Source organism: uncultured Limosilactobacillus sp. (genome assembly GCF_934202705.1).
In the GTDB taxonomy this organism is placed as follows: Bacteria; Bacillota; Bacilli; order Lactobacillales; family Lactobacillaceae; genus Limosilactobacillus.
The window spans coordinates 22,488-43,420 of record NZ_CAKPYE010000011.1 but is presented as its reverse complement, the minus strand read 5'-3'; the positions used below and the strand labels follow the sequence as shown (position 1 = coordinate 43,420).

The window sequence follows — 20,933 nt, the reverse complement described above, 5'->3', positions numbered from 1 at the left end:
ATCACACCTGACTGAGCAGCTTAGTAGTACAGTGCAATAATAACACGTTTTAATTTTAGTGTCTGTAAATTTCGATTAATTTTATCGTGAAAATCATCATTTTTTCAATACTTTTATAATAGCGCTTACTTCTTGGATGTTTGCAAAACAACATTACTACTGCCAAAAATATTGTTCAAAGTATCACGAACTTGATCTTGTTGACTGAGCCATTGCTGCCTAGGAAGTAATGTTGCTTTTTGGGATTGCACATCATAAATCACCACCGGTATTGTCCCCCGAAGGTCTTTAGTTTGCTCTCCCATTTGCTGAATCAATTGCTCAGCGGACTGTCCTGGGACAATTCGAATTACCCACCGTTGTTGATTACTATTTTGCTGATGCATTGTTAAATTCACCACGGGAACAATCTGATTGGCGATTACTTGTAACTGATCATTACGATTCTCAACTGATCCTTCGATCATGACAATTGCGGATAATTGTAACTGGTTTACAAATCGTTGATATTGTCGTGGAAAAATCGTAACATCCACACTCCCAGTTTCATCAGAAGCAGTTACAAATGCCATCGGCTGATGAGTTCTTTTGGTATTAATTTGTCTAATTTGGTTAATCATTACTATTAGCTTTACTGACTTACTTGGTCGCAAGTCAGCTACTAATTGCGTATGCTGTTGTTGCCGAACAGCTTGATACTGAATAACCGGATGACCCGACAGATAAATACCAAGGTACTCATGCTCTTTTTGCAAACGATATGTTAGCGGATATTCTTGACGACGCTTCATGATCGGCTGTAAATCAGCGCTTTGGAAGTTAAATTCGTTCCCTGCAAACAATCCTGCTAAACCATCAATCATCTCCGCACGATTATATCCAAGGTGATCAAACGCTCCAACATAAATCAGTGGCTCGATTAATGACTGCTTTTGCCATTTCTCTCCCAGTCTTTGAACAAAGTCTGGCAAACTCGTATATCGTCCCTTTTTTCGTTCAAGAATAATGGCCTGTACAAAATCGCGCCGCATCCCCTTAATCATTGAAAAACCCATCAAAATGTGATGATTTTGCAATGAATACTCCCCATCACTTTGATTAATATCAGGTCCTGAAACCTTGACGCCAAAGCGTTTGGCGTCCACATAATGGTGGCGAAGCTTATCCATATTTGGTTCAATTGCTAATAAAGCTGTAAAGAACTCTACTGAATAATGACATTTTAAATAAGCCATTTCAAAGGCCATTTTTGAATATGCAACTGCATGTGACCGGTTAAAGCCATAATTAGCAAATTGATCAATATAATTGAAAACTTGTTTTGCAATTTGTTGAGAATAGCCATTGCGAACTGCTCCAGAAATGAAACGGCTACGCATACTTTCCATAGTTTGCTGCTTCTTCTTACTCATTGCGCGACGTAACAAATCCGCTTGACCAAGCGAAAAACCTGCCATTTGTGATGCAACCTGCATAACTTGTTCTTGGTAAACAAGAATCCCGTAAGTTGGGCCTAAAATTCGCTGTAAGCTTGGATCCGGCAGTTGAACGGCCTCTTGTCCATGCTTTCGAGCAATAAAATGTGGAATATTCTGAATTGGACCAGGACGATAAAGAGCATTTACTGCTACGATGTCTTCAAAGCAATCTGGGGATAATTGCCGAAGCGTTTGACGAATTCCGGACGATTCAAATTGAAAAATCCCGTCGGTCAAACCTTTTTTAAATAAATTAATCGTCTGTGGGTCATTTAACGGTACCTTTGTAATGTCAAAGTTTGATTGTGATTGATGAATTAAGGATAATGCCCGATCCATAATTGATAGGTTTCTAAGTCCCAAAAAATCCATCTTTAACAAACCAATTGTTTCCACAATTTCCTTTGGAAACTGAGTCATCATCATACCAGCTTCGTCATTACCAGGCTGTAAAGGAACAATCTTATCTAACGGAGTGGCAGATAACACCACCCCTGCAGCATGGGTCGAATAGTGTCGTGGTAACCCTTCTAATTTCTGAGCAACATCCATTATCAATTTACTTATTGAATTATCAGCCATTAAATTGCGTAACGGTCGCGATTGCTGAACTGCCTCCACTAATTTAATGGAACGGTTACGATCCAGCACTCTTAGCGTATCAATAATCTGTTCAACTTGATACTTGGGGGCTCCAAAGACACGGCCAACATCACGAACTACCTGACGAGCGGCTAGCGTACCGAACGTGATAATTTGAGCAACTCGTTCATGACCATAGCGATGATGGACATATGCTAGTACTTCCTGTCGCCGGTTATCCGGAATATCTAGATCAATATCTGGCATTTGTGCGCGTTCCGGATTTAAAAACCGTTCAAAGAGGAGACCATATTCCAAAGGATCAACATCCGTAATCGCTAAAGCATAGGCAACCAAAGACCCAGCAGCTGACCCCCGTCCCGGTCCAGTTGTTATTTGTGTACGGTGAGCAAATGCCATAATGTCCCAAACGATCAAAAAATAATTATCAAAACCCATCCGGTGAATAACAGCCAACTCATGATCAAGTCGTTCACGGTATTCGTGTAACGTAGTATTTGGTGCTAACCGTCGTTTCTTTAAACCGGCAATACAAAGTTGCCGTAAATAATTTTCAGTAGTTAAATTACTTGGAACTGGAAAGGCAGGCAACACCGGTTGTTGAAAATGAATTTTAAAAGAACTGTCTTGAACTAGTTGCTCATTATTTTTGACCGCATCTGTCAATCCTGCCCGCTGATAAGCTGCCGTAAGTTCAACCGCATCCTTTAAGTAATGATTCCCTGTTGTGTGGGCTGCCGTGAGCGGTGATTCAATTTGCCGCCCGTCACGAATTGCTTTTAGCACCTGAGTGGGAAAATATTGATTACGGTCAAGATAATCGATTGTTTCATCTGCAATAAGTTTTAGGTCGAACTTATCGCTCAGGTCCTTCATTACTTGTTGTTCAACTGGATTCAAGGATAGGTTGATTCCTAAAAAAGCTTCGACCGGTTGCTGAGCAAACTTGGCTAAAAGTTTTTGAATGACCGGATCGCGTTGTGCAGTTAGAATTGCCATCGTGGGTTTGACAATCACCGCACAATTGGTAATCTTGCCACTTAAATCACTAACGTTAAGATTTGATTTAGCATTCATCCGTCGCGTCGATAGCTGCATCAGCTCCGCATATCCTTGCTGATTTTTTGCTAACAAAGTAACCACGATTTCACGATCATCGAGTTCATCAAAAGTGAGCTGAAGTTTTAAACCAATGATGGGTCGAATATTTTCTTGGTTGGCAGCATTATAAAAATCGACTGCTCCATATAGCACATTTTTGTCGGTAAGCGCAATTGCAGAGTACCCCCGTTCGCGGGCCATCTTAACTAAATTCCGTGGTGTGATTGTACTTTGTAGCAAGGTATATGTACTTGTGACGTCCAATGGCGTAACTGTCATTCTTTCTTTTCACCTCATCCTTCTATTTCAAATTATAACAAATCTCAATTAATCCAGGGGGGTTGCAATGTTGTCGCGGTTAGCACTTTATTATGGTAAAATAATGATATGATTTTAAAGAGGTGATAATGAAATGAAAAAGATTATGGGTAGCATTATGGCAATTATCTGGGGCGGAATTTTAGGAATGCTCCTCGGTTACATCGGCAGTCAATTGGAAGCAACTTCCCTTAACTTCTCTCATGCTGCAATCATTGGCGCAATTTTTGCAGTAATTGCTACTAATTGTCTGTACGCAATTACCACCAAGGCAAATCCCTCACGAAAATAAGTTACGGATTAACTGAGAAGTCCACGAAACTATTACAGTTCCGTGGACTTCTTTTTTGTTAATATTACTTATTATTTGTAATGTTTAACTTATTCATTTCAAGTAGAACATCAATAACTCGATCCATCGTTTGTGCAGAAACGTATTCGAAGCGACTATGCATGTTTTCGCCTCCAGCAAAGAGGTTCGGTGTTGGCAAGCCCTTGTAAGAAATGGTCGAACCATCTGTTCCCCCACGCACTGGGTAAATATCTGGTTTAATTCCTAGATTTTCCATCGCTTGCTTAGGAAGATCAACAACTTCCATATGGTCCTTTAATGCATCACGAAGATTATAGTATTGATCATTAATCGTTACCTTAATCCAATCTGCACCAAGTTGAGCATTGATGTCATCAGCCGCCGCTTGAAGTGCATGTTTCCGTTCGTTAAAGATGGTCTTATCATGATCCCGGATTAAGTATTCCATTTTGGCACTATCAACAGTCCCATTGAACTTGTATAAATGGAAAAATCCTTCTCGGCCTTCAGTTCGTTCAGCCCGATCATGATCTGGCAAACTATTATGTAAGTCAATTCCCAGTTGCAACGCATTTACCATTGTCCCCTTAGCAACTGCTGTATGAACGCTCTTCCCCTTAATATCAATTACAGCATGAGCGGCATTAAAGGTTTCATACTCAAGTTCACCAAGTGGACCACCATCAACAGTATAAGCAAAATCTGCCCCAAACTCTGCTGGCTCAAAATGCTCAGCACCAATGCCAATTTCTTCGTCAGTGCCTAACCCGATCTGAATAGTGCCATGTTTGATTTCCGGGTGTTGAATTAGGTATTCACAGAAAGTAATTACTTCAGCAACCCCAGATTTATCATCGGCACCTAACAGGGTTGAACCATCAGTCGTAACTAAAGTGTCCCCCTTGTACTTCTTTAATGACGGAAACTCTTTTTGACTTAATACATATTCACCATCAACATCCAACTGAATGTCTGATTCACCATCGTAATCTTCAACCACTTGAGGATTAACATTGTGAGCATTAAAATCAGCTGTGTCAACATGGGCGATTAATCCCATCGCTGGAACATCATAATCTAGGTTGCTTGGCAAAGTGGCTAACAAATACGTGTTAGCTTTGTTGAAGCGAACGTTAGCCAACCCAATGTTCTTTAGTTCAGTTGCTAATTCTTTTAAGAAAGCCATTTCCTTAGGATCAGAAGGTAAAGTATCGCTATTGGGATTAGATCGTGTTTCCACTTTTACATACTTTAAGAAACGTGGTAATAAATTTTCATACTTTAAACTTGCCATTTGCTTAACACCTCATTTTTTCGTTACAAATTCGAATGGCTCTGTGTTTATTTTAGACTGAATTACTTCAACTGACCAGTCGTTTTTAATTTTCCATTGATTTAAGAGTTCACTCAGCCCCTGAATCGCCACTGCTTCAATATGGTGTCCAGGGTCAACCACTACTAAACCCGCAGCAAGCATATCATGCGCAACATGGTAACTAACGTCGCCAGTAACATAAGCGTCTGCTCCCTTAACAAGCGCGTCTCGGTAAAACTGAGCCCCTGAACCACCTAATACTGCCACCCGTTTGATTTTGCGCGGATCATTTTTCTTCGCAATTAGCCGTAAACCCGGAATGTTAAAAACTTTAAGACAGTAGTCAGCAAATTGTGCCACAGTTAATGGTTGCTCCAAGCGACCAATTCTCCCCATTCCACGTGGCATTCCTGTAATCGGGTCAATATCCTTATCCACTAACGGCACTGGATTTTGTAACTGCAACTGATCCGCTAACCAGTCATTCATCCCATCATTCACACTATCTAAATTAGTATGTGCAGCATAAACAGTAATCCCACTGTTGAGGATTTTAGCGTACATCGCATTTTGTGGATTACGAATATCTAAATCCTTAGCAGGGTGAAACATCACCGGATGATGAGCAAAAATAAAATCAACTTGCCGTTCAATTGCCTCATCGACGACTTCTGGTCGAACATCTAAAGTCGTCATCAGTCGGTTGACCGGTTTATCAGGGTCACCAATTTGAAGCCCTACATGATCCCATGATTCCGCAAGATCTGGTGAACAAAATTTCTCAAACTGATTAATAATTTCAGTCCCCGTCGTCATGATTTAATGCCTCCTGAATTAATTTTACTTTTAACTGCATCCTGTGCAATCGATCAATCGGAATTATTGTTGCTTTTTTCATTTGGCTGACTGCTTGTTGACAGCGTTCCAATTCTTGTTGCCACTTTTCTTCAAAAATTGATGTTGGTTTTTCTAAAAGTAACGGCCCAAATAACAATTCCTTGATACTATAACGAACTGGGCAGACAGTGGGTTCTGCCACAATAATTTCATAAATATGACCATCTTCTTCCAGCATCTGCTCAGCCATAATTTGATACTGATGCTTCATCAACCATTCGCGAACCCGATATTCACCAACATTCGGTTGTAAAACTAATCTTCGAACACCCGTAAGTTGTTGTTGTCCTTCATCTAAAATTCGTGCAATTAACGATCCACCCATACCGGCAATAGTAACTACGTTAATGTAATCATCTTGATGCACTGCTGCTAAGCCATCAGCAAGTCGTGGTACTAAACGATCCTGTAAATTCAGTTGCCTAATTTCTTTTTGTTCATTTTCAAACGGTCCTTGCGCAACTTCACCAGCAATTGCGTAACTAATTTGTCCCTGGATCAATAATGCTGCCGGCAGGTACGCATGATCTGAACCAATATCGGCAACCCGTGCGTCTTGTGGAACATACTTTGCGACCATTGCTAATCTGTTTGAAAGATGGTTTGCGTCCACCTTCATCATCCCTTCTATAACAATTTAGTTTTATTATAACAAAAAAGCACGGCAAACCGTGCTTTGATATTTAATCTAAGTTGTCAAGATATGATTCAATATAGTCCATTGCCTTCGCTAATTTTTCATCAGAAGCAGCATAAGAAATTCGAATATATCCTTCTCCACCAGCACCAAATGCACTTCCTGGAATGACACCAACCTTGGCTTTCTTAGCTAGATCAAGGGCAAAATTAAAGTCATCATTACCAAACTGAGCTGGAATCTTTGCAAAGACATAGAAAGCCCCTTCAGGTGTTGCAATCTCAAAACCCATCTTTTCCATCCGTTCAACAACGTAGTCACGACGCTTCTTGTATTCGTCACGAAAAGCGTTAGGGTCTTTTCGGCCATTATTTAAAGCTTCGATCGCAGCATCCTGCGCAATATCATTGACACATGTAACCAGGAAACCATGAATTTTGTAGATTTGGCTAATCAGTGCAGATGGACCGGCAATATAACCAAGCCGCCATCCGGTCATTGCATGAGACTTTGATAAACCAGAAACCAGTAAAGTTTGTTCCGGAAAGACGGTTGCTAATGAGAAATGTTCCTGATCATAAGTTAATTCACTATACATTTCATCAGCCACAATTAAGACGTTATTATCATGTAAAATCTTACCAAGCTTCCGTAACAAGTCTTCTGAGTACGAACGACCAGTTGGGTTACATGGATAGTTTAAGATAATTATCTTAACATCACCATACTTGTCAATTGCCTGCTGTAACCTTTCTGGTGTCAGAACAAATCCATCATGAGAAGTATCGATTTGAATACATTCAGCCCCTGTCAGCGTAATAATTGGAAAGTATAGTGAGAAGACTGGGGTTGGTACTAAAACTTTATCTCCAGGATTAAGCAAGCTAAACGTAATCGCTGTTAAAGCTTCCGTCCCACCATTAGTAATTAACACTTCATCTTCGGGCTTGTAATCAACATCTCGGGTATCTTTCAGATAACTAGCTACCGCTTTTCGTAATTCTAGTTTTCCAGCTGTCGGTCCATAGTGAGAATCATTTGCTTGAATTCCTCGAATGGCAGCTTCTTTAACGTGCTCAGGGACATTAAAATCTGGTTCGCCCAGCGTTAACTTTACTAATCCCGGAATTGACGAGATTTGCATATCAAAATCACGAATCGCTGACGGACGAATTTCCTTAACATCCTTGTTAACATAGTTTTCCATACCCTTTGCAAGTTCTGGCATAATTCATCATGCTCCTTTTTAAAGAATGTTTTCCAAACCAACTACTAATTCATCAAGTGACGACACTTTTTGCAGGGCCACTTTAACGCCACTCATAAATGAGCTCCGATCAAACGAATCTTGACGGATTGTTAAAGCTTCACCCTTTCCACCAAACAAAACTTGCTCATGAGCCACATAACCTGGTAATCGGACTGAGTGAATTTTAATTCCTTGGTAATCACCGCCACGAACGTCTGCTAACGTCTCCATTGTATCTGGCGCAGTTTGGTGTGGCTTGCGATTTTCAGCAATTAACTTCGCAGTACTTAGTGCCGTTCCAGAAGGAGCATCCTTTTTATCTTCATGATGCATTTCAATAATTTCCACATCAGGGAAGTATTTAGCAGCCTCCTTGGCAAATTTCATCAAGAGAACCGCAGACATGCCAAAATTAGGTGCAATCAAGCCGCCCAACTCTTTTTTCTGGGCTAATTGTTTTAGTTCTCCTTCTTGCTCATCAGTTAACCCCGTTGTTCCAACAACCGGACGCATTCTGTGATTCAGCGCATATTCAACATCCGGAAAAACAGCTACTGGTGCAGTAAAATCCAACCAAATGTCAGCCACATTTTCTGCAATTTCGTCTAAAGAACCATATAGCTTCGTATCCGCAGACACATTATACTTAGCTTGATCACCATCTTTAACCCCAAGGCCAAGACCAGCAGTAACTTCAAAACCAGCTAAATCATTGATCATTTTGGTGGCATATTGCCCCATTGCACCATTAATGCCGGCTACTAATACTCGTTTCATTTCACATTTCCTCCAAGTTTAAAGGTAATTCACCATTCAAAGCATTTTCTGGCAAATCCAATGCGCTCGCCAATTGTGATTTTTCAGCATCATTCAATGTCATAATTGGCAACCGACAACCACCAACTTGAAATCCTTGAGCATTGAGCAATGCTTTAACTGGTGACGGTGATGGAAACATAAAGAGAGCTGCCATCTTAGGGGTTAACCACCGTTGCAACTTAGCGGCTGCTTGATAATCGCCTTGGTATAAATGGTCATACATTGCTCTCATCTGAAGTGCATAACTATGTGAAGCTACAGAGATGACTCCATTAGCACCCAATACTCGAGCTGTTAATGCCTGCGCATCTTCACCGGAAAAGACACAAAAACTATCATCTTTATGTTCAATTACGTACTCCATTTCTTCTAGAGAAGCACATTGCTTAACTCCTGCGATGTTATCATGATGGGACAATTCACAAATGGTTTCTTGGCTCATCTTGGATCCGGTACGTCCCGGAATATTATAAATGATGATTGGCATTTCAACATTGTCAGCAACAGTTGTAAAGTGGGCGACCATCCCCCGTTGGTTAGGCTTGTTATATGGTGGCACCACTACTAATGCATAGTCAATTCCTTCAATTTTAGCGACTTCATTAGTAAAAGCAATCGTTTCTTTCGTGTTGTTGCTTCCAGTCCCAGCAATTACCGGAACACGACCATGAACGATTTGACCAAATTTCGTATATAATTCAATTTTTTCATCATGAGAAAGTTCTGGCGTTTCTCCAGTTGTTCCACCCACGACAAAGCCATTACTTCCTTGATTAATTAAAGAATTAGTTAACTTTTCTAAAGTTGGGAAATCAATTTCATTTTGCTCATTGAATGGTGTAATAATCGCTGTCAATAAATCTGCGTCTGCTAACTTCATTATTATTCCTCCTTAGCATCCATCCGGTATTCTAAGAATCCGGTAATTGCTTCAACACCACGTTGGATTGCAGCCTCATTTGGCGTAAGGGTTGCGGAATGCAATTGTGAATCATCCTCAACCCCAAGCCAAAACATGGTTCCTGGAAATTTGGCTAGTAAATATCCAAAATCTTCACCAGTCATTGCTGGTTTGGTCTCGATAAAGTTGACTGAAGCAGTATCGTGCATATAGTGAATAAACCGCTTCGTTAATTTTGGATTATTCTCGACGGGCCAGTAGCCCCCCTGATTTAATTCTAGCTTAACTTTCACACCGAAACTAGCTTTAATTCCTTGACAAACATCTTCAAGTCGTTTGTCAATTAATAGAATCATCTGTTGAGTCAAGCCACGAATAGTTCCTTCAATTCTTGCGTGACCTGCAATAACATTCCTAATCGTGCCCGCTTCAATCTTACCAAGGGTAATTACTCCACTTTCAATTGGATCAATGCTTCGCGAAATAATCGTTTGTACTTGAACAATTAAGTTAGCAGCGGCCACCACGGCATCATTTGCATCTTGAGGAAAAGCGGCATGGCCACCCTTTCCTTCAATGTCAATATTAACTTCAGTAGTACCAGCAAATAGTGTTCCCATTCGGCAACCAATCGCTCCTGCTGGTAATTCAGGATTATCGTGTAATCCATAGAATTCATCTGGACACCATTGACCCTTAAACAACCCTAATTCATACGCTCGCTTTCCACCAGCTTCGCTTTCTTCAGCTGGTTGGAAGAAGAATAATAAATTATCTTTTGGTTGATGTTCACTAAAGTAACTTAGAACCCCCAGCGCAACTGTCATATGAATATCATGCCCACATGCATGCATTACACCCGGATGGGTAGACTGATATGGCAAACCAGTTTGCTCGGTCACTGGTAACGCATCAATATCAGTTCGGTAACCAATCGTCCGTTGTGGATCTTTTCCATGAACCAAAACCATAATTGCAGTTGGCAATTCTGGAAATTCCCGAACTTCCAGAAATTGTTGGTTCATTTCACCAATAACTTTCATCAAGTATGCATGTGTTTCAGTCTCCTGGAGTGCTAATTCAGGGATCTGATGCAAATGCCGACGAATTTTAATTAATTGATCTTCATTTAGTTCTGTCATAATTATAGCTTTCGTAAATTGTCTTCTAAACCAGTCTTACTGTCAGTTTGGGCATCAACATTTTTGACAAACTTCGCCGGAACACCCGCAACCACTGTGTGAGGTGCAACATCGTGAGTAACTACGGCTCCTGCAGCAACAACTGCGCCTTCGCCAATGTGAACCCCCTCAAGAACTACTGCATTGGCACCAATTAAAACATTATCATCAACCCGAACTGGTTCTGCTGAAGCTGGTTCAATTACTCCAGCTAAGACTGTTCCGGCCCCGATGTGACAATGCTTACCAACTATTGCTCGACCACCAAGAATCGTCCCCATGTCAATCATGGTACCTTCACCAATTTCTGCACCAATATTGATCGTGGCTCCCATCATCACAACAGCATTATCACCAATTACAACCTGATCACGAATTGTTGCTCCTGGTTCAATCCGTGCATTAATATTCTTTAAGTCCAGCAAAGGCACTGCTGAATTACGGGCGTCATTTTCAACATGCATTCCCGTAAAAGCGTCTCGATGATCATCCAAAAATGGTTTCAATACTTCCCAATCACCAAACACCGTTGCCGTGTGCTCTTCGACGTATGGGTCAACTTCCTTAGGGAACTCTAATTGCGATAAGTTAGCTCCACGTAAATAAACTTTCACTGGAGTCTTTTTAGGCGCATTTCCAATGTAATTAATAATGCTTTGAGCGTCTAGTTTTGCCATATTTTATCTCTCCTTATTATTCTGACTCGTAATTAAGGTCAAGATGTGTTAGGTCATCATAAGTTTCCCTTTTAATCACTAACTGGTCATGACCATTTTCAACAAAAACCACTGCTGGACGAGGATTGCGGTTATAGTTAGAAGCCATAGCGTAGTCATAAGCTCCAGTATCGAGCATTACCAAAACATCACCTGGCTTGGTTTCTGGTAACTCTTGTTCATTACTAAGAATGTCACCAGATTCACAATACTTTCCAGCAATTTTAACGGTCTCAACAGCTGATGCTTGCGGATCACGTGCCAAGACGCTTTCATATTTTGCGTTATATAACGCAGGGCGAATATTATCACCCATTCCACCATCCACACTAACGTATGAACGTAATCCAGGAATATCCTTCCTTGAACCTATAGTATATAACGTATAGCCAGCTGGTCCAACTATTGATCGTCCCGGTTCAATCCAAATTGCCGGCATCGCAAGGTTCTGCTCATGAATAGATTTTTTAACCATTTGAACAATGGCTTGGACAAAATCTTCAGGATTAATCGGATGATCCTCATTTGAGTATTTAATGCCGAAACCGCCACCCACATTTAAGACTTCAGCTGAGAAGCCATACTTCTGTTTCCATTGTGCAGCAATTTGGACCAATTTCTTAGCTACTCCTTTAAATCCCTGTACATCAAAGATCTGTGATCCAATATGGGCGTGAATTCCAGTAACATGAACCTTCGAAATCGACAATAATTGTTGGAGAGCACGATCAGCTTGACCAGATTCAACATCAAAGCCAAACTTACTATCAACCTGACCAGTGGCAATATACGAATTAGTGTGGGCCGCAATCCCTGGGGTGATTCTTAATTGAACATCAACCGTTTGGGAACGCTCTTGCAATAATGCCCGCAACAATTCAATTTCATGAAAATTATCAACAACAATTGTTCCAACACCATCATCAAGTGCCATCTTTAATTCAGCCCGTGATTTATTGTTACCATGAAAACTAACCTGGGTCAGCGGAAAACCCGCTTTAATTGCCGTTGCCAGTTCTCCTCCTGAAACAACATCAATGTGAGCATGCTCTTGTTTCATTACCTGATAAATAGCAACTGAAGAGAAAGCCTTGCTAGCATAACTAACTTCATATCGCACTCCGGCATGCTCAAAAACGTTTCGGAATCGCTGAATTTGGTTTCGAATTTTAGCAACATCATAAACTAGCAGTGGCGTACCATATTTATTGGCAAGCTGAAGCGTATCAACTCCACCTATCTGGAGATGTCCTGCCGTATTGATTTCATTGGAACTGATTTGATCATTCATTGTCACCAACGCTCCTTCTTCCACCTTTTCCGAAGAGAAAAATCCCGGTACACTGCGCGCATACCGGGATGGTGATAATCATTAAAATCCGATAGTCGATAGCGCACCGCAAGCTGTTATTGTCTTGCGACAGTCCGTGACCTCTTAAGTCACGCCCCAGCCAAGTGAATCATTACCATTTTCACCGCTTCGGCAACTGCCCCTTTCACGATTATTCAATGTCTGGTAAAAACTCCTAACCGTTACTAATGTAAGTCGCTCCTCTTCGATTTGTTAATTACTATAAGACTTGAACTGCCACCCGTCAATAGGCAATGACAATCTTTTCTCATTATTTTCACATTTTTAAATAAGTAGCTTACCAGATCACACAGACTTTGTTTGCAAGGTGGTCGATTAATGGTAAAATCCTAGATAATAAACTTTTAATTAAAGAAGGTAGCACATTCATGAAAGTAGTTAAGTTTGGCGGCAGTTCTCTTGCCAACGGGAAAGCTTTTGAACAAGCAATTTCGATTATCAAAGCTGATCCAAAACGACAGGTCGTTGTAACTTCCGCACCAGGCAAAAGACATCCAGACGATATTAAAGTTACTGACCTCTTAATTAACTATGCTAATGCAGTCATTAAACATGTTGATTATAGTGTTGTCCAAAGTGATATTTTCTCCCGTTATGAAGAGATTGGCACTCATTTTGGCGTTTCTCAAGAGCAATTATCAACCATTCACCAAATAATTGTGGAATTACCGAACGGCAACTACCCGAACAATGAGTATTTAATGGCAGCTTTTAAAGCTCATGGTGAACGACTAAACGCTCGTTTAATGGCTTTAGTATTACAAAAGTTGGGAATTAACGCTCGCTTTGTTGATCCGCAAGAAGCAGGATTAGTTGTGGATGGTGAACCAAATAACGCAATTGTAGATCCGCAAACCTATGCCAATCTTGCTAAATTTAAATTTAGTGCTGATGAAAAGTTAATTTTCCCAGGTTTCTTTGGTTTTACAATCGATGGCAATATTGCAACTTTCTCTCGTGGCGGTTCTGATATCACCGGTGCAATCCTTGCACGTGGTTTTCATGCTGATCTTTACGAAAACTTTACTGATGTTGACGCTATCTTTTCAGCTAATCCAGCCATTGTCAACCATCCACAACCGATTAAACGGATGACATACCGTGAAATGCGTGAGCTTTCGTATGCTGGTTTTTCAGTTTTTCACGACGAAGCTCTCATTCCTGCAATTGAAGGTAACATTATTGTGAACGTCAAAAATACCCATGCTCCTGAAAAACCCGGCACTTTAATTGTGCCGGATCACGATTTTCATCCAGAACAAATTGTCACTGGAATTGCTGGCGGTAAGCATTATGCAGCCCTTTATTTGCATAAGTACTTGTTAAATCGAGAAGCTGGGTTTACACTTAAGATTCTCGAAATTTTAAACAAGTATGGCGTTCCATATGAACATATGCCATCTGGAATCGATGATATTACCATAATATTCGACCGAAAGCTAATCTCAGATGATTTAGTCCAAAAAATTTGTAACGATGTTAAAGCAACCGTCAATCCTGATAATTTAGAATGGATTGACGATTACGCTGTCATCATGATTGTTGGTGAAGGAATGTTTAATCGTGTTGGCGTAGCTGCAGGTATCTTTACAGAATTAGCTGAACACAACATTCGGATTTCAATGATTAACCAAGGTGCTTCCCGGATCTCAATCATGATTGGAACGTACAAAAAGGATGCTGATAATGCCATTCGGGTAATTTATCAGCACTTCTTTCCAGAAAACAATTAGGAGGTAGTAATTCTATGGCTCAATTATTAAAGGTTCACGGTTCTCAAAATAAGTTTTTTATTCTAGACCAAACCTCTTTAAAGCAGCAACTGAATGACCAAGAACTAGTCAGTTTAGCAAAACAAATCACGAACCCCCAAACTGGAATTCTTCATGGGGCTGATGGCCTTTTGGTTGTCAATCATTCAACCCATCCAGGTGTTACTGCACAAATGCGAGTCATTAATGCTGATGGTAGTGAAGCTTCCATGTGTGGAAATGGGATTCGAACGGTTGCTCGCTATGTCGCTGAGAAAACTGGCCAAGATAGTTTTCAAATTGAGACCATGAAAGCAGACTTAAGAGTTGCCAAGCATGATGAATTTGCTCCAGGTGTACCCGCATATGCTGCTGAAATCTCTCCAGTACTCTTCGATAAAAAGGATCTGCCGTTTGACAACTTGGGTCGTAGTCGGATTATTGACAATTATGTTCCTGAATTAGCACCAAAGCTGAAGTTTACCTCACTAGCAGTGCCTAATCCGCATTTAATTGCTTTTATGGATGAAAAAACCATTACTGGTCCACTACTTGGTCAATTGGGTCGGCGCTTAAACGGTCAGAACCCGTACTATTCAGATGGAGTCAACGTTAACTTTGCCAAAATTATCGACCATAACCAACTCTTTGTCCGGACTTTTGAACGTGGAGTTGGCTTTACTAATGCTTGTGGCACTGGTATGTCAGCAACTACTTTAGCGTTTGCGCTTACTCATCCAAACATGGCGGACTTTGATCAACCAATCACTGTTTACAATCCGGGTGGAATGGTAAAGACCATTGTCCACTTCGATGAAGACCATTATTGGATCGAGTTAATTGGTAATGCTACCGTGACTGAGCAAATCAAAACTGATGAGTTAGCACTTCATCAGGCAAACGTTACGATTAGTAATTCAACGATTACGGTGACTGATGAACAAGCTGCTTATGAAAAGTTCGTTAACGATTTGCCAAAGCCAGTTCACATTGATGTTCTAAAATAGTCAATTTACAAAAAATGGTACCCACTAGTCATGATCTAGCGGGTACCATTTATTTTACTCTAAGAAATCCTTTAATTGTTTTGAGCGTGACGGGTGACGAAGCTTCCGTAACGCTTTAGCTTCAATCTGCCGAATCCGTTCACGAGTAACACCAAAGACCTTACCAACTTCTTCCAATGTTCTTGTTCGCCCATCATCTAATCCAAACCGCAATCTTAAAACATTTTCTTCACGATCAGTTAAGGTATCCAAAACATTTTCCAACTGTTTCTTCATCATCTCATATGCTGCGTGATCAGCTGGACTCGTCGCATCATGGTCTTCAATAAAATCACCCAGATGCGAATCATCCTCTTCACCAATTGGCGTTTCCAGAGAAACTGGCTCTTGAGCAATCTTTAAAATGTCCCGAACTTTCTTCGTAGGCATATCCATTTCCGCGCCAATTTCTTCTGGTAATGGTTCACGACCTAAATCTTGAAGTAACTGCCGCTGAATACGGATCAACTTATTGATCGTCTCAACCATATGAACTGGGATCCGAATGGTCCGGGCTTGGTCAGCAATTGCTCGAGTAATGGCTTGCCGAATCCACCAAGTAGCATAAGTGGAAAATTTAAATCCTTTTCGATAATCAAACTTTTCCACGGCCTTCATCAGTCCCATGTTACCTTCTTGAATTAAATCTAGAAACTGCATTCCCCGACCGACATAGCGCTTCGCAATGGAAACCACAAGCCGTAGGTTGGCCTCTGCTAACTCTTGTTTAGCTGTTTCGTCACCTTTCTCAATGCGAAGAGCTAACTCAACTTCTTGATCCGCAGTTAATAAGTTAACTCGACCAATTTCCTTCAAATACATCCGCACAGGATCATTAATTTTCACACCAGTTGGTGCAGACGTATCCCGATCATTTACTGCCTTTTGTGACAATTTTTCAGTTGCTTTTAATGCTCGCGGATCTGGATCACCATTTTCGTCTACCACGCTAATTCCAGCATCTTCAATGTTTTGCATTAAATTATCTAAACCATCAGCATTTAAGTCAAACGGAGCGGCCAATTTTTTGCTTAATTCGTCATAGCGAATCGCTTTGGCTTTTTTATACTGACGAATGAGTTTGCCAACGGCTTGATCATATTTCTTTTGATCAAAATTTTCGTCATTCGAAATTACTAGTTGCTTTTTTGCTTTTGCCATAGTTAGTTAAGTTCCTCCGTTTTCATTTGTTGTTGTCGTTGGTAGAGGGTTACCAATTCAGTGGCTAATTTGGTAGTTAGTTCCTGATCATTCATCATCGTTGCCTCATTCAAAGCTGCCTTCTTTGCAACGATTTGTTGATCTAAGGGGGCCTCATTCATGATAACACGAATACAGTCATTTACCGCATCATCACTAATATTTTCATCAACAGCCAATTCGGCAATTTGCGTCAGAATCTGTCGTTGCGCTGAACTATCAACCCGGTCAAGCATTGCAGCTGTAGAAAACTCTTCATGCTCAATAAAATAATCCTGAATCTGCTGATATAGTTGTTGGTATTTTGAATCTGCAAATGCAAAATCTGGTTGGCCGTGAAGCCGTTTTCGGACTGCTTCATCCACAATGTAATACTTTAATAGTCGCTGTTCTGCACTTTGAAGCTTTGATAGCAACGGCCTCATAGCTGTCTGAACAGGAATGGCCTGTTCATCACTCCCCTGTGGTGGTCGCTGTGCAGCTGTTGGTGAATGCCTTTTTACTGATGGTTGAATTTTAGTTAACTGCTTAACTAGGCTTGATTTATCTAAATCAAATTGTGTTGCCAACCTTTGTAAATAAATGTCACGTGCTACTGGCTCATCAACGCCACCGATGACCTGCAATGCCGCATTCAAATATCCCATCAGTTCATCTTGATTTTTTAAATTGAGCCCCATTTGAAGAAAACGTAAGCGAAATTCAACAGGAGTTTCCGTCTTTTGATTTAAATATTCAGAAAACTTAATCCCGCCATACTTTTGAACATACTCATCTGGGTCAATTCCAGCTGGCAATTGAATAATCTTTATTTTCAGATGAGGAGCTTGACTTTTAAATAATCGAATAGCACGATTAATTGCATTTTGCCCTGGGTCATCACCATCATAACAAATATTGACCTGCCCGGAAATCCGTTGAATTGTCCGAATTTGTTCTTCTGTCAAATTTGTTCCCATTGAGGCAACACCATTTTTAACTCCCACACTATATGCAGCAATCACATCCATAAATCCTTCAAAAAGAGTTAGTGATCCTGTTTGTCGTGCTGCTTGCTTAGCAAGATTCAAATTGAATAGCGTGCGTCGCTTATTAAAAATTGGTGTTTCTGGACTATTCATATATTTAGGCTCATTACCGATTGCTTTCGGTGCTAAAATACGTCCCGAAAATGCAATTACGTGACCATTTTCATTTTTAATTGGATACATAATTCGACCATGGAAACGATCATGTAACTGTCCCTGCTGATCTTCAATAAAGAGTCCAGATTGACGCAATAGCTGATAATCAAGCTTTTGTGCTTGCACATATTCTCGTAATACCTCTTCTTGATTTTGCTCAACTGCGTAACCTAGATCGAATTGATCAATCATTTCACGACTGACACCTCGTTTGATCAAATAATGAAGCGCTTTTTCGCCAGCTTCCGTATTAACTAAAAGGTGATGATATAGTTTTGCAGTCTGATCATGCAGCTTAATTAACTGGCCCTTTGGGCTATTGTCCACTGCCCTTTGCTGTTCATTAGTATATTGACGCGGAATCGCAATGTTACTCATTTCTGCAACTTTTTGCACCGCATCTGGGAATGATAAGTTATGCAATTGCTGAAGAAAGCCAAAGACATTTCCACTACGATGACAACTAAAACAGTAGAAAAATTGTTTTTGCTCGTTGACCGCAAATGACGGTGTATCGTCCCGATGAAAAGGACAATGCCCCATTAAATTTTTCCCTTGTTTCTTTAGTTGAACATCTTGACTAATCACATCCACAATATTTACTGAGTCACGAATTTGGTCAATTAATTCATTGGGAATTCTTGCCATTCTGTGCCTCCTGTCATTGAAGATAATAGTTACGAAAGGTCGCTTTCCAGAATGGATTGCGACCTTTTATTACTTAACGCCTTATTTAACTAAATAACATATTACCACATTTTTGATAACAAGCCAAGTAATTACTTAACAATTAGCTGATTGAGATTTCCAAAAGTTTGAGCCATTTGGGCAATTTGATGAAGTTGTACTAACCGATTATTTTTAACCTGCTCATTCTTATCCATAATCATATTTTCATCAAAATACTTGGTAATCACTGGAGCCAAAGTGCGTAATTGGTGCAAAGCTTCAGCCATGTTTAATCCAGCAAATTGACTTTGTAGTGCATGTACCGCTTCATACATCCGCTTTTCAGATAGATTTTGGAATAATGATGGATCAACCTTTTTCATAGTTGACTGACCCTTTTGATCAATCCTAATCACCCGCGTTAAGGCTTCAATATTATCCTTAAATTGAGGGTCATCCTTTTGGCTATTAATAGCGTCAGCGGCCTCCATAATATTAACCAAGTCGACCTGATTTGTATCTGTCACAGTGTCAATAATATCATGACGCATCTTTTCTCCAGCCAAGAATTGTTTTAGTCGATCCATAAAGAAAGTCTTAACCTGGTTAGCATTCTTTAAATAGTTAAATTTCAACTTCATTCCGGATTTTTGAATGCGATCGGCAACCGCTTCTTGCATGTTAAGTAGTGGTAAATGCCACTGACGATCCGCAACAATACGGACAATTCCATATGCTTGCCGCCGTAAAGCGTATGGATCATTGGAACCGGATGGAACCATCCCAGCACCGAAAAAGCTGAAAATACTATCCAACTTATCAGCAATTGCTAAAATCGCACCAATCTTCGTTTGAGGAAGCTTCCCTTCAGCAGAAGTTGGCATATAATGTTCGCGAATGGCTACTGCAACATCATCTTTTTCACCAAATAGCTTAGCATATATTTCACCCATTACACCTTGCAATTCAGCAAACTCACCAACCATTTGAGTGGTTAGGTCAAACTTATAAATTTTAGCTGCTCGCTTTAAATCGGCCCATTCTTCAGCTGAAAGGTTGAGCTTTTCAGCAAGTAAGTCAGCGATAATCGCCGTTCGGGCCATTTTATCGGCCATTGAACTGATCTGATCGTGGAAACTAACCCTTTGCAAACGCTGAACGTATTGGTCAATTGTGATCTTTTGATCTTCATCATAAAAGAATTGTGCATCTTCCAGTCGTGGGACTAATACTCGTTCATTTCCTTTAATCACATTCTCCAAATATTCACGGTTACCATTGCGAACTGAAATAAAATGCGGCAATAGTTTACCATTTTGATCACGGAGACAGAAGAAGCGTTGGTTATCTTTCATCGAAGTAATTAACACCGGCTCAGGAAGCGCTAAGTATTTTTCGTCAAACGAACCAGCAAAAGCCGTTGGCCATTCAACTAAATTATTGACTTCTTCAAGCAAATCCGCGTCCCAATCAATTTGCCATTGATGTTGGTTGATGATTTCTGTGATTTGGTCTTTAATTAACGCTTTTCGTTTATCCTGATCAGCAATTACAAAATCATCATGTAATGCTGATTCATAATCATCAGCTGTGGCAATGTCAACAGGATGACCAAGAAAACGGTGCCCTTGAGTCTCACGGCCTGCTTCAACATCCAAAATTTTGAATGGTACCACTTCATCATTGAGCAATGATACTAGCCAACGAATTGGTCGAATAAATTGTAGGTTATGATAACCCCACTTCATCAAAGTAGGGAAGTTCATAGCAGTAATTACTTTGGGAAGGCCTTGTAATACCTCGGCAACTGGTTTCCCAGTAATATGCTTCTCTACAAAAACATACTCTGTTCCCTTAACTTCCTTAAATTCGATATCGTCCACGGAAGCACCTTGACCACGCGTAAAGCCAATCGCTGCTTTGGTCCAATTACCTTCTTGGTCTTGAGCAATTTTTTTTGCTGGTCCCTTCACAGACTCATCGATATCAGGTTGTTGATCATCCAATCCGTGAATCAACAGTGCTAGCCGCCGTGGTGTAGCAAACTCCTTAATCTCTTGAAAGTTAATTCGTTGTTCTTTTAAATATTTAGCTACACGTTCATGTAATTGGTGAATGCTTGGGGTTACGACGTGAGCTGGCATTTCCTCAACCCCAACTTCTAGTAAGTATGAATTAGCCAT

16 protein-coding genes and 1 riboswitch are annotated in these 20,933 nt (G+C 40.4%); of the genes, 3 read left to right on the top strand and 13 right to left on the bottom strand.

Going from position 1 to position 20,933, the window contains the following annotated elements; genetic code table 11:
- Positions 1–125 precede the first annotated feature (125 nt).
- Positions 126–3,461, bottom strand: coding sequence for a DNA polymerase III subunit alpha (gene dnaE, locus Q0C76_RS07590; protein ID WP_295731597.1), 3,336 nt, complete (start codon positions 3,459–3,461; stop codon positions 126–128).
- Between the two features lie 133 nt (positions 3,462–3,594).
- Here dnaE and Q0C76_RS07585 point away from each other — a divergent pair, with 133 nt between their 5' ends.
- Entirely contained in the window at positions 3,595–3,792 is a 198-nt protein-coding gene (locus Q0C76_RS07585; RefSeq protein ID WP_295731595.1) for a DUF2929 family protein, read from the top strand.
- 64 nt (positions 3,793–3,856) lie between these two features.
- Here the strand turns inward: Q0C76_RS07585 and pepT are convergent, their stop codons facing one another.
- From pepT to lysA, 9 genes are all read right to left on the bottom strand, one after another.
- Positions 3,857–5,107 carry a peptidase T gene (pepT, locus tag Q0C76_RS07580; RefSeq protein ID WP_295731593.1) on the bottom strand — a complete coding sequence of 417 codons (1,251 nt, stop codon included), beginning with the start codon at positions 5,105–5,107 and terminating at the stop codon, positions 3,857–3,859.
- Between the two features lie 12 nt (positions 5,108–5,119).
- The gene (locus Q0C76_RS07575; protein WP_295731591.1) at positions 5,120–5,944 is read right to left on the bottom strand and encodes a Nif3-like dinuclear metal center hexameric protein; all 825 of its coding nucleotides are present in this window, start codon (positions 5,942–5,944) and stop codon (positions 5,120–5,122) included.
- Complete coding sequence (locus Q0C76_RS07570; RefSeq protein WP_295731589.1) at positions 5,928–6,638, bottom strand: tRNA (adenine(22)-N(1))-methyltransferase TrmK; 711 nt, start codon at positions 6,636–6,638, stop codon at positions 5,928–5,930. Before Q0C76_RS07570 ends, Q0C76_RS07575 begins: the two co-directional genes overlap by 17 nt.
- 70 nt (positions 6,639–6,708) lie before the next feature.
- Entirely contained in the window at positions 6,709–7,890 is a 1,182-nt protein-coding gene (locus Q0C76_RS07565; protein WP_295731587.1) for an aminotransferase class I/II-fold pyridoxal phosphate-dependent enzyme, read from the bottom strand.
- An 18-nt stretch (positions 7,891–7,908) separates the two neighbouring features.
- On the bottom strand, positions 7,909–8,688 hold the full coding sequence (gene dapB, locus Q0C76_RS07560; RefSeq protein ID WP_295731585.1) for a 4-hydroxy-tetrahydrodipicolinate reductase: 780 nt from the start codon (positions 8,686–8,688) through the stop codon (positions 7,909–7,911).
- A gap of 1 nt (position 8,689) precedes the next feature.
- Complete coding sequence (gene dapA / locus Q0C76_RS07555) at positions 8,690–9,613, bottom strand: 4-hydroxy-tetrahydrodipicolinate synthase (RefSeq protein WP_295731697.1); 924 nt, start codon at positions 9,611–9,613, stop codon at positions 8,690–8,692.
- Entirely contained in the window at positions 9,613–10,773 is a 1,161-nt protein-coding gene (locus Q0C76_RS07550) for an N-acetyldiaminopimelate deacetylase (RefSeq protein ID WP_295731583.1), read from the bottom strand. The genes dapA and Q0C76_RS07550 overlap by 1 nt, the downstream gene beginning before the upstream one ends.
- 2 nt (positions 10,774–10,775) lie before the next feature.
- Positions 10,776–11,489 (bottom strand): 2,3,4,5-tetrahydropyridine-2,6-dicarboxylate N-acetyltransferase, encoded by a 714-nt coding sequence (dapD, locus tag Q0C76_RS07545; RefSeq protein ID WP_295731581.1) that lies wholly within the window; start codon positions 11,487–11,489, stop codon positions 10,776–10,778.
- A 16-nt stretch (positions 11,490–11,505) separates the two neighbouring features.
- A complete protein-coding gene (gene lysA, locus Q0C76_RS07540; protein ID WP_295731579.1) occupies positions 11,506–12,819 on the bottom strand; it encodes a diaminopimelate decarboxylase in 1,314 nt (437 codons plus the stop codon).
- A 90-nt stretch (positions 12,820–12,909) separates the two neighbouring features.
- Positions 12,910–13,093, bottom strand: a riboswitch (Lysine riboswitch).
- 175 nt (positions 13,094–13,268) lie between these two features.
- Between lysA and Q0C76_RS07535 the strand changes: the two genes are divergently transcribed.
- Entirely contained in the window at positions 13,269–14,633 is a 1,365-nt protein-coding gene (locus Q0C76_RS07535) for an aspartate kinase (protein ID WP_295731577.1), read from the top strand.
- A gap of 14 nt (positions 14,634–14,647) precedes the next feature.
- Entirely contained in the window at positions 14,648–15,658 is a 1,011-nt protein-coding gene (dapF, locus tag Q0C76_RS07530) for a diaminopimelate epimerase (RefSeq protein WP_295731575.1), read from the top strand.
- A 54-nt stretch (positions 15,659–15,712) separates the two neighbouring features.
- Here dapF and rpoD read toward each other — a convergent pair whose 3' ends face one another.
- The 3 genes from rpoD to glyS all read right to left on the bottom strand — a co-directional run bounded on the left by rpoD (position 15,713) and on the right by glyS (position 20,933).
- A complete protein-coding gene (rpoD, locus tag Q0C76_RS07525) occupies positions 15,713–16,858 on the bottom strand; it encodes an RNA polymerase sigma factor RpoD (protein WP_295731573.1) in 1,146 nt (381 codons plus the stop codon).
- Between the two features lie 2 nt (positions 16,859–16,860).
- Positions 16,861–18,729, bottom strand: a complete 1,869-nt coding sequence (gene dnaG / locus Q0C76_RS07520; RefSeq protein ID WP_295731571.1) for a DNA primase — start codon at positions 18,727–18,729, stop codon at positions 16,861–16,863.
- A gap of 131 nt (positions 18,730–18,860) precedes the next feature.
- Positions 18,861–20,933, bottom strand: a complete 2,073-nt coding sequence (gene glyS / locus Q0C76_RS07515; protein ID WP_295731569.1) for a glycine--tRNA ligase subunit beta — start codon at positions 20,931–20,933, stop codon at positions 18,861–18,863.

Coding starts and splice junctions, on each gene's coding strand:
- dapF (WP_295731575.1), top strand. CDS start 14,648: ATGGCTCAATTATTAAAGGTTCACGGTTCTCAAAATAAGTTTTTTATT.
- rpoD (WP_295731573.1), bottom strand. CDS start 16,858: ATGGCAAAAGCAAAAAAGCAACTAGTAATTTCGAATGACGAAAATTTT.
- Q0C76_RS07565 (WP_295731587.1), bottom strand. CDS start 7,890: ATGCCAGAACTTGCAAAGGGTATGGAAAACTATGTTAACAAGGATGTT.
- pepT (WP_295731593.1), bottom strand. CDS start 5,107: ATGGCAAGTTTAAAGTATGAAAATTTATTACCACGTTTCTTAAAGTAT.
- Q0C76_RS07550 (WP_295731583.1), bottom strand. CDS start 10,773: ATGACAGAACTAAATGAAGATCAATTAATTAAAATTCGTCGGCATTTG.
- lysA (WP_295731579.1), bottom strand. CDS start 12,819: ATGAATGATCAAATCAGTTCCAATGAAATCAATACGGCAGGACATCTC.
- glyS (WP_295731569.1), bottom strand. CDS start 20,933: ATGGCTAATTCATACTTACTAGAAGTTGGGGTTGAGGAAATGCCAGCT.
- Q0C76_RS07575 (WP_295731591.1), bottom strand. CDS start 5,944: ATGACGACGGGGACTGAAATTATTAATCAGTTTGAGAAATTTTGTTCA.
- Q0C76_RS07535 (WP_295731577.1), top strand. CDS start 13,269: ATGAAAGTAGTTAAGTTTGGCGGCAGTTCTCTTGCCAACGGGAAAGCT.
- dapB (WP_295731585.1), bottom strand. CDS start 8,688: ATGAAACGAGTATTAGTAGCCGGCATTAATGGTGCAATGGGGCAATAT.
- dapD (WP_295731581.1), bottom strand. CDS start 11,489: ATGGCAAAACTAGACGCTCAAAGCATTATTAATTACATTGGAAATGCG.
- Q0C76_RS07585 (WP_295731595.1), top strand. CDS start 3,595: ATGAAAAAGATTATGGGTAGCATTATGGCAATTATCTGGGGCGGAATT.
- dnaG (WP_295731571.1), bottom strand. CDS start 18,729: ATGGCAAGAATTCCCAATGAATTAATTGACCAAATTCGTGACTCAGTA.
- dnaE (WP_295731597.1), bottom strand. CDS start 3,461: ATGACAGTTACGCCATTGGACGTCACAAGTACATATACCTTGCTACAA.